This window comes from Kitasatospora sp. NPDC101157 (assembly GCF_044768255.1).
GTDB lineage: Bacteria > Actinomycetota > Actinomycetes > Streptomycetales > Streptomycetaceae > Kitasatospora.
Window position 1 is genome coordinate 42,559 of sequence record NZ_JBIWPL010000029.1, and the last position, 13,919, is coordinate 56,477.

Below are 13,919 nucleotides of genomic sequence, written 5' to 3' on the forward strand. Positions count from 1 at the left end.
TCAGACACGGGGAGCTGAGACGGGTGAGCAGCGACAGCCAGCAAAAAAGGCCGACCGGGACGACATGCGTCCCGGTCGGCCTCAAGCCCGACGGCTGAACGAGCAGCTGCGTCAGCGAATGTTGTCCACGTCGACCAGGTCGACCCGGACGTTGCGACCGCCCAGGGCGCCGACCACGGTGCGCAGTGCGCGCGCCGTGCGGCCGCCCCGGCCGATCACCTTGCCGAGGTCATCGGGGTGCACCCGCACCTCGATGGTGTTGCCCCGACGCAGGTTGCGCGAGCGCACCTGCACCTCGTCGGGGTGCTCGACGATGCCCTTCACCAGATGGTCGAGGGCGTCCTCGATCACGATCAGGCCTCGGCGGCGGCGTCGGCCTCAGCCTCGGCCTTGTCCGACTTCTTGGCCTTCGGGGTGATGGCGACACCGGTGGTGGCGTCCTCGAAGCCGGCGACGGCCTTCGCGAACAGGTGCGAGAAGTCCTCGACCTTGGGCTCGGCGACCTTCAGCGGCTCCGGAGCCGGCAGGCCCTTGAACTTCTGCCAGTCGCCGGTCAGCTTGAGGATGGCGAGCACCGGCTCGGTCGGCTGGGCGCCGACGGACAGCCAGTACTGGGCGCGGTCGCTGTCGACCTCGATCTTCGAGGGGTTGTAGGTCGGCTGGTAGATGCCGATCTCCTCGATCGCGCGACCGTCACGCTTGGTGCGGGCGTCGGCGACGACGATGCGGTAGTGCGGGGAGCGAATCTTGCCGAGACGCTTCAGCTTGATCTTGACTGCCACGGGAGTGGATTCTCCTGGTGTTGACGTGGGTGAGCAGCCTCGCCGTCCGCGTGGGGTTGCGGGGCAGGCCGTTCAAGGGACACGCCAGCCGTAGGAGAGAGGGGTCCTGCCCGGCTGCCGAGTACTCAGCTGTCCATTCTGCCATACCGGCGCGGACGCTCTTCACTCGACCGCTACGGGGAAGCCGCAGCGCAGGGCGCGCGGGGAATGCCGGCGCAGGGCGCGAGGAGGCCCCGAGGCGGGGCACCGACGCGGCGCGCGCCGTTCAGGGCCCGACCGGGAGCCCCCGCTCCCGGTCAGCCCACAGACTCACCCGTGTCACCGATGTCACTGTCCAGGCCACCGGCGTCGACACCCCGGTCACCGGCGTCACCGCCAGGTCACCTGCGTCAACGCCACCGGCGCCGATCACCCCGGCCGTACCGACTGCCCGCACAGTCGCCGACCGGTCCCGGCCCCGGATTACGCGATCTTGAACGGCTGCTGGCACGCGCCGCAGACGATGGACGCCTGCGCGAGCACCGACGGCACGACCCGGACGTTGCGTCCGCAGCCGCAGACCGCCTTGACCCGGACGCCGCCCCCGGAGGAGCCGTGCCGGGCGGCAGGCCCGCGGAAGGCGCGGTTCGTGCCGTCGCCGGTCACCGCTTCCTGGTGCGCGCCCAGGGCGCGGTCCAGGCGCTCGATGGTCTCGGCGTAGCGCTCCTGCGTCTCCTTGAGCATGGTCACCTGGGAGAAGCCGCTGCTGGCGTGCGGCTCGACCGGGTGCGCCAGGCCCAGCTCGGAGGCGAGCATCAGGAAGCGCCGGTTGTGGTAGCGGCCGGCCCGCGAGGTGTCCCGGATGTCCCGGGCCGCGGCCAGACCATGGGCAGCCTCGTGGAGGAGCCGCTCGAAACCGAGCCGCGTGCCACAGGCCGAGGAGGACTCGCCGATCAGCGCCTCGGGCGAGGCGAGGTCGGGGAGGTCCTGGTGGTAGGCCTGGATGTCACTCCAGGCGGCGGCCAGTTCGGCCGCGAGGACGAGGGGCTGTGTCGTGCTCACGCTAGACCAACGATGCAGGGCGAGCCGATGTTCCGCATGTTCCCGTTCTCCGGGAATTCCCAGGGAACTCCCAGGAATGCGCGACTGTGCGCGAATTGCGCGTTCCGGATCTGACGCAAGACCAACCCCCTGCCGGTTTCGGCCCGTCGCAGCGTCGGCGGGCCTCGTGAATTCCACCCGGGAGCGGGCTGTCGCTCCCTGGACGTACGGCCCGTGGACCCGCCGAAGTTGACAGGGCCACGGGCCGTACACCGTACCGCTATTCCGTTAATACCGGCAGTTGACCGGCCAGTAGGGATGTCCGCTTCCTGGACGCGTCCGGCAGAGTTACCGGATTCTTACCCACCCGCATTCCGGGCAAATGTCGCCGGTAACGGTCATTACCCGCCGACGACCGACAGGACGGCCGACATCAGTACGCACGCGCGACGATCGCGATATTGCCGTCCTGGTCGTCCGCCTGCGGCACCGAGCCGTCGGCCGCGACGATGCAGCGCACCGTGACGCCCTGCTCGGCCAGCTTGGCCTCGCCCTCGGCGCCGAGGTCGGCCCAGGAGATCCGGCCCCAGCCGGTCGCGGCGGCTTCGACGGCCTCGTCCAGGGTCTTGACATCGACGGTGCGGGCCTCGCGGCGCTCGCGGGACTGGCGCAGCAGTAGCGCCTGGTCCTCCTCCAGGATGCCCGGCAGCAGCGCGGCCAGGGCGTCGATGGAGACCGGCTCCTTGCCGCCCGGGATGCGGCGGGCCAGCATCGCGGTGCCGTTCTCCAGGTCGCGCGGACCGACCTCGATGCGCAGCGGAACGCCCTTGAGCTCCCAGTCGACGGCGCGGCGGCCGAACGGGGTGTCGGTGCGGTCGTCGACCACGACGCGGACGCCGGCGGCCTCCAGCTGGGCGCCGATCTCGCGGACCTTGGCGATGACCGCGTCGTCGCCCTTGATGGCCAGCACCACGGCCTGGACCGCGGCCAGGCGCGGGGGCACCCGCAGGCCGTTGTCGTCGCCGTGGGACATGATCAGGCCGCCGACCATACGGGTCGAGACGCCCCAGGAGGTCTGCCAGACGTGCTCGCGCTCGGCGCCCTGCAGCTGGTAGGTCGTGTTGAACGCCTTGGCGAAGTTCTGGCCCAGCTCGTGGCTGGTGCCCATCTGCAGCGCCTTGCCGTCGCCCATCATGCCCTCCAGGGTGAGGGTGTTGATGGCGCCGGCGAAACGCTCCTTGGCGGTCTTGCGGCCGAGCACGACGTCGATGCCGAGCACGTTGGTCATGAAGTCGCCGTAGACCTGCGTGTGGATCATCGACGCGTAGTCGCGGGCGTCCTCGTAGGTGGCGTGGGCGGTGTGGCCCTCCTGCCAGAGGAACTCGGTGGTGCGCAGGAAGACGCGCGGGCGCAGCTCCCAACGGACCACGTTGGCCCACTGGTTGATCAGCAGGGGCAGGTCGCGGTGGCTCTGCACCCACTTCGAGAAGTACTCGTTGATGATCGTCTCGGAGGTGGGCCGGACGACGACCGGCTCCTCCAGCTGCTTGCCGCCACCGTGGGTGACCACCGCGAGCTCGGGGGCGAAGCCCTCGACGTGCTCGGCCTCCTTGGTCAGGTAGGACTGCGGGATGAACATCGGGAAGTAGGCGTTCTGGGCGCCCGCCTTCTTGATGCGCGCGTCCATCTCCTGCTGCATCCGCTCCCACAGGCCGTAGCCGTACGGTCGGATGACCATGGTGCCGCGCACCGGACCGTTGTCGGCAAGCTCGGCCTTGTTGATGAGGTCCTGGTACCAGCGCGGGAAGTCTTCCGCCTGAGGGGTGAGAACGGGTGCCTTAGCCATGGGCGGAATGGTACGGGGATCGACGCCCTCACTTCGAATCGCCATCACACCTGCGGGAAGGGAGGGACGGCCGCGGCCGTCCCCCCGCCGCCCGCAGGGGGCGCACGACCGCGACGCTCGCGCACCACCCTGCACCCCTCTGGACGCCGGGCCCGACCCGCTGTTGGCTGGAGTGGGGCGGGACTTTGGGGGAGCCGTAGCAGCACACCGAAGGACCGGATGGGAGGCCGCGATGGCTTCAGCTCGGACGACCGGCACGACCGCACGACCAGCGGACGCGCGACCAGCGGACGCGCGACCGACGGGCGCACGACCGCACCACCCGCAGCAGGGGCCCGCCGGGCCCGCGCGGGCGCGCGACTGGGCGGAGATCCAGGAACGCATGCTGGTGCCGCTCTACGAGGCGGTGTACGACCGCCTGGAGGTCGGCCCGGCGAGCAGCGTGCTGGGTCTGGGCTGCCGGTCCGGACTGGCCCTGCTGCTCGCCGCCGGGCGGGGCGCCCAGGTCTCCGGGCAGGAGCCGCGGGAGGAGCTCCGCGAGCTGGCCCGGGGGCGTCGGCTGCGGGTGTGCGCGGGGGCCCGGCCGACCGCCGCCGTCCCCCGCTCGGCCCATTCCCTGGTGACGGTTTTCGACCAGCTGCCCGGGGCCGCCGATCCGGGCCGGGTGGTCGCCGAGGCCGCCCGGCTCACCCTCCCGGGAGGACACGTGGTGCTCGCCGCGTGGGGCCCGCAGGAGCGCTGCGAGAGCGCTCCGGTGCTGGACGCGGCCCGCCGGATGGCGGGGCGGACCACCGCGCGGGACCCGTTCGAGCTGAGCGCGCCGGGCGCACTGGAGGACCTCCTCGTCCCGGTCGGCCTGCGTCCGGCCGGGAGCGGGCGGGTCAGTTGCCCGTTCGCCTACCCGGACCTCGACAGCGCGGTGCGCGGTCTGCTCTCCACCGGGCTGTTCGAGGCGGCCGAGGAGTTCTCCGGTGCCCCGCTGGTGGCCAAGGAGCTGGAGGAGGCGCTGCAGCCGTACCTGCGCCCGGACGGCTCGGTCCGGATGGAGAACGTGTTCCGCTACCTGGTCGCCGAGCGACCGCGCTGAGGACGGCAACGTACGAGGACGGCGCCGTACGAGAACAGCGAGCTACGAGGACGGCGAGCTACGAGGGCGGCGGCATACGAAGACAGCGACGAACGACGCCGCACGGAGCCGAGCACACCGAGTCGAGCGCACCGAGCTGAGGAGACCGAGCCGGGCACCCGAAACCGGGGGCGCCCGCCACCACGGCGGGCGCCCCCGGCCCCGCGCCTCACGCCCCGCGCCCCCGGCCCCGCGCCCCGTGCCTGTCGCCTGTCGCCTGTCGCCTCACGCCTCCGCGTCGGACGCCCCCCGCGGCACCCCCGCCGCCCGGTAGGCCGCCTCCTCGTCCAGCGTCTCCGCCTCCAGCAGCGCCGCCGCCAGCGCGTCCAGCCGGTGCCGCTGCTCGGTCAGGATCCGCACCGCGTCCTCGTAGCACTCGGCGACGATCCGCCGGGCCTCCTCGTCCACCGCGTCCAGCGTGGTCGGCGCCGCCGAGAGCCCGTACGCGCCCTGCGCGTCAGAGGGCACCGCGGTGAGCCGGCCGACCCGCTCGCTCATCCCCCAGCGCCCGGCCATCCCGCGGGCGATGTTGGTGACCTGCTCCAGGTCACTCTCCGCGCCGGTGGTGATCACCCCGTAGACCACCTGCTCGGCCGCCATCCCGCCCAGCGCACCGATGATCCGGCCGCGCAGGTAGGGCTCGGTGTACGAGTAGCGGTCGTTCTCCGGGGTGGAGAGGGTGACGCCGAGGGCGCGGCCGCGCGGCACGATGGTGATCTTGCGGACCGGGTCCGCGCCCGGCTGGAGCATGCCCAGCAGCGCGTGGCCGCTCTCGTGGTACGCCGTCCGTTCACGCTCCTCCTGCGGCATCACCAGCGGCCGCACGGCGCCGAGTTGGACCTTCTCCAGGGCGTCCGAGAGGTCCCGTTCGTTGACCGCCTCCTGCTCCCGCTTGACGGCCAGCAGGGCGGCCTCGTTGACCAGGTTGGCGAGTTCGGCGCCGGTCATCCCGGGGGTGACCTTGGCCAGCTGCTGGAGGTCGGCGTCGCCGGCCAGCGGGACGGTCCGGGTGTGGATGCGCAGGATGGCCGCGCGGCCCTCCCGGTCCGGCGGGCTGACGGTGATCCGGCGGTCGAAGCGGCCGGGACGCAGCAGGGCGGGGTCGAGCACGTCGGCCCGGTTGGTCGCGGCGATCACGATGACGCCCTCGGAGCCGGTGAAGCCGTCCATCTCGGTGAGGATCTGGTTGAGCGTCTGCTCGCGTTCGTCGTGCCCGCCCATGCCGCCGCCGGCACCGCGCTGGCGGCCGATGGTGTCGATCTCGTCGATGAAGATGATCGCCGGGGCGACCTTGCGGGCCTCGGCGAACAGTTCGCGGACCCGGCTGGCGCCGACGCCGACGATCATCTCGATGAACTCGGAGGCGGAGGCGGAGAAGAACGGCACGTCCGCCTCGCCGGCCACGGCCCGGGCCAGCAGGGTCTTGCCCGTCCCGGGCGGGCCGCTGAGCAGGACCCCGCGCGGCATCTTGGCGCCGAGCCTGCGGTACCGCTCGGGGTTCTTCAAGTAGTCGACGACCTCGGTGAGTTCGGCCTCGACCTCGTCGATGCCGGCCACGTCGGCGAAGGTGGTGCGCTTGCCCTGCTCGGCGGTGACCGGCTTGGGCGGGGCCTTGCGGCCGAGCGGTCCCGCGCCCAGGCCGCCGGACATCCGGCGGGCGAGCAGCACCCAGATGAAGACCAGCAGCAGCATCGGGGCGAGCGAGAGCAGCAGGTTGGTGAGGAAGCTGCGCTGCTGGACCGGCGAGGTGGCGGTGACCTCGACGCCCTGCTGCTGCAGGGTGGTCCACAGGTTGTCGCCCGCGAAGGAGGGGCGCTGGGTGTCGAACTCCGTGTAGTCGCCCTTGCCTCCGTCGGGCTTCGGCTGGGCGCTCTTGAGGGTGCCCTCGATGGCGTCGCCCTTGGCGTAGATCTTGGTGATGTTGCCCTTGTTCAGCTGGTTGTTGAACTCGGTGTACGAGATCGTGGTGGCGCCCTCGTTGCCGAAGAAGGACAGCAGCAGGTCGGAGATCAGGAACACCACGAGTGCGGTGAGGATGAGGCCCGTCCAGCCGCCGGGCATCCGGCGGCGGGGCGGCTGTGGGGGCGGGGCGCCCTCGGACCGCCAGGGCTGGTCGGGCGTCTGGCGCGGCGGCACGGGTTCGGTCACCCACCGGACGATACGGACAGGCGCTCGGGCGGGCCAACCGCAACGCCGCACCGAACCGACCGTACGGCCGCACCCATGCCCCCCGACCAGCGGATATGCCGCACCGTCGACTGTCGGAGCGCACCGCCGGCCACCCCTCCGCGATCAGCCCGCGCCGCCCGGCCGCCCCTTGGGGGCCAGCCCCGTGCCGCCCGGCCGTCCCTCACCGATCAGCCGGCCGCGCCCGGCCATTCCTCGGCCGTCAGCGCGAACCGCTCGTGGTCCCGCCAGTCCCCCTGCAGGAACAGCATCCGCGGGGTGAAGCCCTCGTGCCGGAAGCCCAGCCGCTTGGCCAGCGCGATCGAGCGCTCGTTCTCCGGCTGCACGTTGATCTCCAGCCGGTGCAGGCCCAGCCCGCCGGCCGACTGCGGGGCGAAACAGCGGTCCAGGATCAGCCGCAGGCCCTCGGACATCCGCCCGGTGCCGGCGTACGGCAGGTAGGAGTCGTAGCCCAGCGCGGCGTTGCAGAACCGGCCCATCACGATGTTGGCGACGTTCACCTTGCCGACCAGCCCGCCGGTGTCCCGGTCGAAGATCAGGAACGTGCGCAGGCTCGCGCCCTGGCGGCTCAGCAGTTCCGGCAGCCCGTCCGGCTCGACCGGGTTCCACCGCCCGATGTGCTCGGCGGACCGACGGACCGCCTCCGCGTACAGAACCTCGTCCTCGGCCCTCGGGGCCCTGATCATCACTCGCATGCCGACATCATCGGACACGGCGGCGCTCCCGGACACGGCACCCGCCTCGGACACCCGATCGGCCCGCCGCCCGGCAACACCGGACGACGGGCCGATCAGGACCCACCGAGGACTTACAGCATGTCCTTGAACTCCTTGGGCAGCTCGAAGTCGGCCGGGCCCTTGCCCGCGCCGAGACCGAAGGCCCCGCCGTCGGCCGGACCCTGGCCGCCGCCCGCGCCGAGCGCGCGGCGCTCGGCGGCCGCGGCCTCCTCCTGCGCGCGCTTCAGCGGGTTGCCGCTCTTGCGCTTGCCCTTGGCCTGCGGGGCCTTCTTGCCAGACTTCTTGGCGCCGCCGCCCATGCCCGGGATCCCCGGCATGCCGGGCATGCCCTTGCCGGAGGCCATCGCGGACATCATCTTGCGGGCGTCGAAGAACCGCTCGACCAGGTTCTTGACCTCGCCGACCTGGACGCCCGAACCCTTGGCGATGCGGGCCCGGCGGGAGCCGTTGATCAGCTCCGGCTCGGCGCGCTCGGCCGGGGTCATCGACTTGATGATCGCGCCGACCCGGTTGACGTCCTTGTCGTCGATGTTGTTGATCTGCTCGCGGATCTGGCCCATGCCGGGCAGCATGCCGAGCAGCTTGGAGATCGAGCCCATCTTCTGGACCTGCTCCAGCTGCGACAGGAAGTCGTCCAGGGTGAACGCCTTCGGGCCGCCCCGCAGCTTGGCGGCGATCTTCTCGGCCTCGGCCTGCGAGAAGGTCTGCTCGGCCTTCTCGATCAGCGAGAGGACGTCACCCATGCCCAGGATGCGCGAGGCCATCCGGTCCGGGTGGAAGGCGTCGAAGTCGTCGACCTTCTCGCCGTTGGAGGCGAACATGATCTGCCGGCCGGTGACGTGCGCGACCGACAGGGCGGCACCACCGCGGGCGTCGCCGTCGAGCTTGGAGAGCACCACGCCGGTGAAGTCGACGCCGTCGAGGAAGGCCTGCGCGGTGGTGACCGCGTCCTGGCCGATCATCGCGTCGACGACGAACAGGACCTCGTCCGGGTTGACCGCGGCGCGGATGTCCGCGGCCTGCTGCATCAGCTCGGCGTCGATGCCCAGACGGCCGGCGGTGTCGACGATGACGACGTCGTACTGCTTCTGCTTGGCGTACTCGATCGAGTCCTTGGCGACCTGCACCGGGTCGCCCACGCCGTTGCCCGGCTGCGGGCCGTAGAAGGCCACGCCGGCCCGCTCGGCGACCACCTGCAGCTGGTTGACGGCGTTGGGGCGCTGGAGGTCACAGGCGACCAGCAGCGGGGTGTGCTTCTGCTTCTTCAGCCAGGCACCGAGCTTGCCCGCGAGGGTGGTCTTACCGGCACCCTGCAGACCGGCGAGCATGATGACCGTCGGGCCGCTCTTGGCGAAGCGCACCCGGCGGGTCTCGCCGCCGAGGATCGCGATGAGCTCCTCGTTGACGATCTTGATGATCTGCTGCGCCGGGTTCAGCGCGCCGGAGACCTCGGCGCCGAGCGCCCGCTCCTTCACCTGCTTGATGAAGGCCCGGACGACCGGCAGCGCGACGTCCGCCTCCAGCAGTGCGATGCGGATCTCGCGGGCGGTGGCGTCGATGTCCGCCTCGCTCAGGCGGCCCTTGCCCCGGAGGTTCTTGAACGTCGCTGCGAGGCGATCGGAAAGGGTGTCGAACACGTCGGCGCGGGTCCTCTGCGGCATCGGTATCGGTACGGTCGTCGTCCCCCAGGGTATCCGGCCACCCCGGGTACGGTCTCCACCCCCGTGCAGAAGGCCCGGAACCGGGACCCGAACCGGGCCCGGGACCGAACCCGGAGCAGCCCTGGTGCAGCCCCCGCGCCACCCCTCAGCCCAGCACCGCCCGGACCGCCGCCGCCACCTCCCCCGCCCGCCCCGCGGTGAGCGGACGGCCCGCCGGATCGGTCAGGTAGAAGGAGTCGACGGCCTCCGCCCCCAGCGTGGACACGTGGGCGGTGCGCACCCGGACGCCCGCCCCGTCCAGCGCCCGGCCGATCCGGTGCAGCAGCCCGGGGGCGTCGTGCGCGCGCACCTCCAGCACCGTCGCGGTGGCCGAGGCCACCGCGGGCGCCACCGCGACCAGCGGCGGCGGGGTGGGGATGCCCTTGCGGCGCGGGGCGGCCGCGTCCCGCTCGGCGAGGCGGCGGGAGACGTCCAGCGAGCCGTCCAGCGCCCGGCGCAGGTCGGCGCGCAGCCGGGCCGCCTCGGGCAGCTCCCCGAACTCGGCGGCCACCCGCCAGGACAGCAGCAGCACCGGGCCGGAGCCGACCGGGTCCAGCTCGCGCAGGCCCGCCGAGCGGACGGTCAGCCGGTGCAGCGCCAGTACGCCGGCCACCGTCCCGAGCAGTCCGGGCCGGTCCGGGACGGCGAGGGTCAGTTCGACGCCCATCGGCCCGGTGCCCGGGTCCGCGCCCTCGGCCCGGGCCAGCAGGGACAGCGCGGGGCCGCCGGTGCGGGAGGCCTCGACCGCGAGCCGCTCCTGCTCGGCGCTCGGCGCGGCTTCCACCGGCGCGGCCCCTCCCCCGGCCAGCTGCGCGGCGGCCCGGACCACCAGACCGTCCACCAGCGAGGCCCGCCAGCCGCTCCACGCCGCCGGGCCGGTGGCCAGCGCGTCCGCCTCGGTGAGCGCGTGCAGCAGTTCGAGCTCCGGCAGGGTGCCGACCGCCTTGGTGATCGTTTCGACAGTGGCCGGGTCGTCCGGGTCGCGCCGGGTCGCGGTGTCGACCAGGGTCAGGTGGTGGCGGACCAGCACCGCCAGGGTCTCGGTGTCCTCGGCGGGGAAGCCCATCCGGGCGGCCAGGTCGCGGACGATGACCTCGCCGGCCTCGCTGTGGTCGCCGGGCCAGCCCTTGCCGATGTCGTGCAGCAGCGCGGCGACCAGCAGCAGGTCCGGCCGGGCCACCCGGCGGGTCATCGCGGCGGCCCGGACGGCCGTCTCCACCAGGTGCCGGTCCACCGTCCAGCGGTGCACCGCGTTGCGCTGCGGACGGCAGCGCACCCGCTCCCAGTCCGGCAGCAGCCTGGTCACCAGCCCCTCGGCCTCCAGCGCCTCCCACACCGGGACGGCCGCCTCCCCGGCGCCCAGCAGGGTGACCAGCTGCTCGCGCGCCTCGTCCGGCCAGGGCACCGGCAGCGGCCGGCACTCGGCGGCCAGCCGGCGCACCGTCGCGTAGGAGACGGTCAGCCCGTTCTGCGCGGCGGCGGCCGCGGCCCGCAGCGGCAGCACCGGGTCGGTGGCCGGGCGGGTGCCCTGGGCGAGCACCGCCTCGCCGTCCTGCTCCACCACGCCCTCGGCGAGCGGGCGGCGCGCGACGGCGCCCCGCGCCACCGCGCCGGTGCCGCGCCGGGCGCCGGTGAACGGGAAGCCCAGCCGGCCGGTCCGGCGACCCCGGGCGGAGCGGGCGGCGAGCACCCGGTCCACCGCCCGCCAGGTGACGTCGCTCGCGTAGGCGACGGTCCTGGCGGCTTCGTAGACCTGGCGCAGCAGGGTGTCGGCGTCCAGCACGCCGAGCCGCTCGGCGACCTGGTCCTGGTCCTGGAGGCTGAGCCGGTCGGTGGCGCGGCCGGTGACCAGGTGCAGCGCGTCGCGGACGTCGGCGAGCCGCAGCGCGGCGGCGGCCAGGCCGTCCCGGGGCGCGTCGGCGAGCCAGGTCGCGGCGACGGCGTCGAGCGCGACCAGGTCGCGCAGGCCGCCGCGGGCCTCCTTCAGGTCGGGCTCCAGCAGGAAGGACAGCTCGCCGTGCCGCTCGGCCCGCTCCCGGCCCAGTTCGCGCAGCTCGGGCAGGCGCGCGGGGGCGTTCGCGCGCCAGTCGGTGAGCACCGCGGAGCGCAGCGCGGCGGTGAGCGCCCCGTCCCCGGCGAGGTGGCGGGCGTCCAGCAGGCCGAGCTGGGCCTTGAGGTCGGCGGCGGCCACCGCCCGGGCCTCGGCGGGGGTGCGCACCGAGTGGTCGAGCCTGGCGCCCGCGTCCCAGACGGGGTACCAGATCCGCTCGGGCAGGTCGGCGGCGATCGGGCCGTCGTGCAGCAGCAGCACGTCGAGGTCGCTGCGCGGGGACAGCTCGCCCCGGCCGTAGCCGCCCACGGCGACCAGCGCGACGCCGGACGGCGGGGCGCCGGCCGCGGCGAGCAGCCCGGCCAGCCAGTCGTCGGTGAGCCGGGCCAGCGCGGCGCGGCGCGGGCAGCCGGTCAGCCCGGGCCGCTCCAGCAGCTCGGCCCGGGCCGCGGCGTGGGCCGGGGGGTCCGAAGGGTCGGGGGTGCCGGAGGGGGGGCCGGTCTCGATGGTCATGCGCGGGGTCCCGTCCGTGGTGCGGGTTGGTCCTGGACGCCCGTACGGCCGCGGCGGCGGCCCGGGCGCCGGTACGCCGACCGGCGGACCGCGCCCCGGGGAGGGGCGGGCCCGCCGGACCGCTCAGTGCGTCACAGGGCGTCGGGTCCGCGTTCGCCGGTGCGGACCCGGACGGCGGTGTCGACCGGGATGCTCCACACCTTGCCGTCGCCGATCTTCCCGGTCCGGGCGGCCTTCACCAGGACGTCGATCAGGTCATCGGCGTCCTCGTCCTCGACCAGGACCTCGATCCGGATCTTCGGGACCAGGTCCACGGTGTACTCGGCACCCCGGTAGACCTCGGTGTGGCCGCGCTGGCGGCCGTAGCCGCTGGCCTCGGTGACGGTCAGGCCGTGGACCCCGAAGGCCTGCAGGGCGGCCTTCACCTCGTCCAGGCGGTACGGCTTGATCACGGCGGTGATGAGCTTCATCGGGCGTCGACCTCGGTCTTCTCGGCAGTCTTCTCGGCGGACTTCTCAACGGACTTCCCGGCGGGCTCGCCCGCGGCCTTCGCGGCGGGCTTCCCGCCGGGCGCGGAGCCGGGGCCCGAGGACGGGAGCGCCCGGGCCAGGCCCGCACCGACGGCGCTGAAATCGTAGGCGGACTCGGCGTGTTCGGCCTGGTCGATGCCGGCCACCTCGACCTCCTCGGGGACCCGGAAGCCGACCAGCTTGTCGACCGCCTTGGCCAGTAGCCAGGACAGCACGAAGGAGTACGCCGCGACGACCGCCACGCCCAGCGCCTGCTTGCCGAGCTGGCCCAGCCCACCGCCGTAGAACAGGCCCTTGGCGGTCTGGCCGACCCCGCCGGTGGCGAACAGGCCGATCAGCAGCGAGCCGACCGCCCCGCCGACCGCGTGCACGCCCACCACGTCGAGCGAGTCGTCGAAGCCCCAGCGGTACTTGAGCGAGACGGCGGCGGCGCAGACCGCGCCCGCGATCAGGCCGATCGCCACCGCGCCGAGCGGGCTGACCGAACCGCAGGCCGGGGTGATCGCGACCAGCCCGGCCACCGCGCCGGAGGCGGCGCCCAGCGTGGTGAACGCGCCGTGCTTGAGCTTCTCGAAGACCAGCCAGCCGACCAGCGCCGCGCCGGTGGCGACCTGGGTGTTCACCATCGCCATCGCGGCGACGCCGTTGGCGGCCAGCGCCGAGCCCGCGTTGAAGCCGAACCAGCCGAACCAGAGCAGCCCGGAGCCGAGCATCACCAGCGGCAGGCTGTGCGGGCGCATCGGGTCCTTCTTGAAGCCGACCCGCTTGCCCAGCACCAGGCAGAGTGCGAGGCCCGCCACACCGGCGTTGATGTGCACGGCCGTGCCGCCGGCGAAGTCGATCACGCCGTTCCGGTCGCCCAGCCAGCCGCCGTTGCCGTTGTCGACGAAGAACACCCAGTGCGCGACCGGGAAGTAGACGACCGTCACCCAGAGCGCGATGAACAGGCCCCAGGCGGCGAACTTGGCCCGGTCCGCGACGGCGCCGCTGATCAGTGCCGGGGTGATGATCGCGAACATCAGCTGGAAGACCGCGAACGCCGTCACCGGGATCGACCCGGACAGCTCGTTCAGCCCGATGCCGCGCATCCCGAGGAAGTCCAGGTTGCCGATGAGTCCGGCGAAGGCGTCGGGCCCGAAGCTGAGCGAGTAGCCGTAGAGGACCCAGAGCACGCTGACGATGCCGAGCGAGAGGAAGCTCATCGCCAGCATGTTCAGTGTGCTCTTGGCCCTGACCATGCCCCCGTAGAAGAAGGCCAGGCCCGGGGTCATCACCATGACCAGGGCCGCACTGATGAGCACGAAGGCGGTGTCGCCCGCGCTGAAGCCGTCCGGCATCGGCGTCTCCTCTGCGTGAAAGCCGCTCCACCCCCGGGTACCTGTCCCGTGCCACCCGGGGTGTCGGCGATGAACAGGAGAGTGCCGAAGG

At 73.2% G+C, this 13,919-nt stretch carries 11 protein-coding genes; 1 reads left to right on the plus strand and 10 read right to left on the minus strand.

Translation table 11 applies throughout. The features are described from left to right. Positions 1–111: 111 nt before the first annotated feature. The 4 genes from ACIRVF_RS36340 to proS form a co-directional block, all read right to left on the minus strand. Positions 112–351, minus strand: coding sequence for an RNA-binding protein (locus tag ACIRVF_RS36340; RefSeq protein ID WP_030056773.1), 240 nt, complete (start codon positions 349–351; stop codon positions 112–114). A gap of 2 nt (positions 352–353) precedes the next feature. Further along, positions 354–782: a 30S ribosomal protein S16 gene (rpsP, locus tag ACIRVF_RS36345; protein WP_196946892.1), complete on the minus strand. Its 429-nt coding sequence runs from the start codon at positions 780–782 to the stop codon at positions 354–356. 462 nt (positions 783–1,244) lie between these two features. Continuing rightward, a complete protein-coding gene (locus ACIRVF_RS36350) occupies positions 1,245–1,823 on the minus strand; it encodes a hypothetical protein (RefSeq protein WP_402827933.1) in 579 nt (192 codons plus the stop codon). Positions 1,824–2,235: 412 nt separating this feature from the next. Beyond that, the gene (proS, locus tag ACIRVF_RS36355; protein ID WP_402827936.1) at positions 2,236–3,648 is read right to left on the minus strand and encodes a proline--tRNA ligase; all 1,413 of its coding nucleotides are present in this window, start codon (positions 3,646–3,648) and stop codon (positions 2,236–2,238) included. Between the two features lie 382 nt (positions 3,649–4,030). Here proS and ACIRVF_RS36360 point away from each other — a divergent pair, with 382 nt between their 5' ends. Continuing rightward, positions 4,031–4,735 (plus strand): class I SAM-dependent methyltransferase, encoded by a 705-nt coding sequence (locus tag ACIRVF_RS36360; RefSeq protein ID WP_402827938.1) that lies wholly within the window; start codon positions 4,031–4,033, stop codon positions 4,733–4,735. Between the two features lie 264 nt (positions 4,736–4,999). On the opposite strand, the gene ftsH is transcribed toward ACIRVF_RS36360, so the two are convergent. The 6 genes from ftsH to ACIRVF_RS36390 all read right to left on the minus strand — a co-directional run bounded on the left by ftsH (position 5,000) and on the right by ACIRVF_RS36390 (position 13,828). After that, positions 5,000–6,922: an ATP-dependent zinc metalloprotease FtsH gene (ftsH, locus tag ACIRVF_RS36365; RefSeq protein WP_402827940.1), complete on the minus strand. Its 1,923-nt coding sequence runs from the start codon at positions 6,920–6,922 to the stop codon at positions 5,000–5,002. Between the two features lie 209 nt (positions 6,923–7,131). Next, positions 7,132–7,656, minus strand: coding sequence for a GNAT family N-acetyltransferase (locus tag ACIRVF_RS36370; protein ID WP_402827943.1), 525 nt, complete (start codon positions 7,654–7,656; stop codon positions 7,132–7,134). 113 nt (positions 7,657–7,769) lie between these two features. Next, a complete protein-coding gene (ffh, locus tag ACIRVF_RS36375) occupies positions 7,770–9,335 on the minus strand; it encodes a signal recognition particle protein (protein ID WP_402828045.1) in 1,566 nt (521 codons plus the stop codon). A gap of 169 nt (positions 9,336–9,504) precedes the next feature. Beyond that, positions 9,505–11,961, minus strand: coding sequence for a [protein-PII] uridylyltransferase (locus ACIRVF_RS36380; protein ID WP_402827945.1), 2,457 nt, complete (start codon positions 11,959–11,961; stop codon positions 9,505–9,507). A gap of 131 nt (positions 11,962–12,092) precedes the next feature. Next, positions 12,093–12,431, minus strand: a complete 339-nt coding sequence (locus ACIRVF_RS36385; RefSeq protein ID WP_270143771.1) for a P-II family nitrogen regulator — start codon at positions 12,429–12,431, stop codon at positions 12,093–12,095. Continuing rightward, positions 12,428–13,828, minus strand: coding sequence for an ammonium transporter (locus tag ACIRVF_RS36390; RefSeq protein WP_402827950.1), 1,401 nt, complete (start codon positions 13,826–13,828; stop codon positions 12,428–12,430). Before ACIRVF_RS36390 ends, ACIRVF_RS36385 begins: the two co-directional genes overlap by 4 nt. Positions 13,829–13,919: the final 91 nt, after the last annotated feature.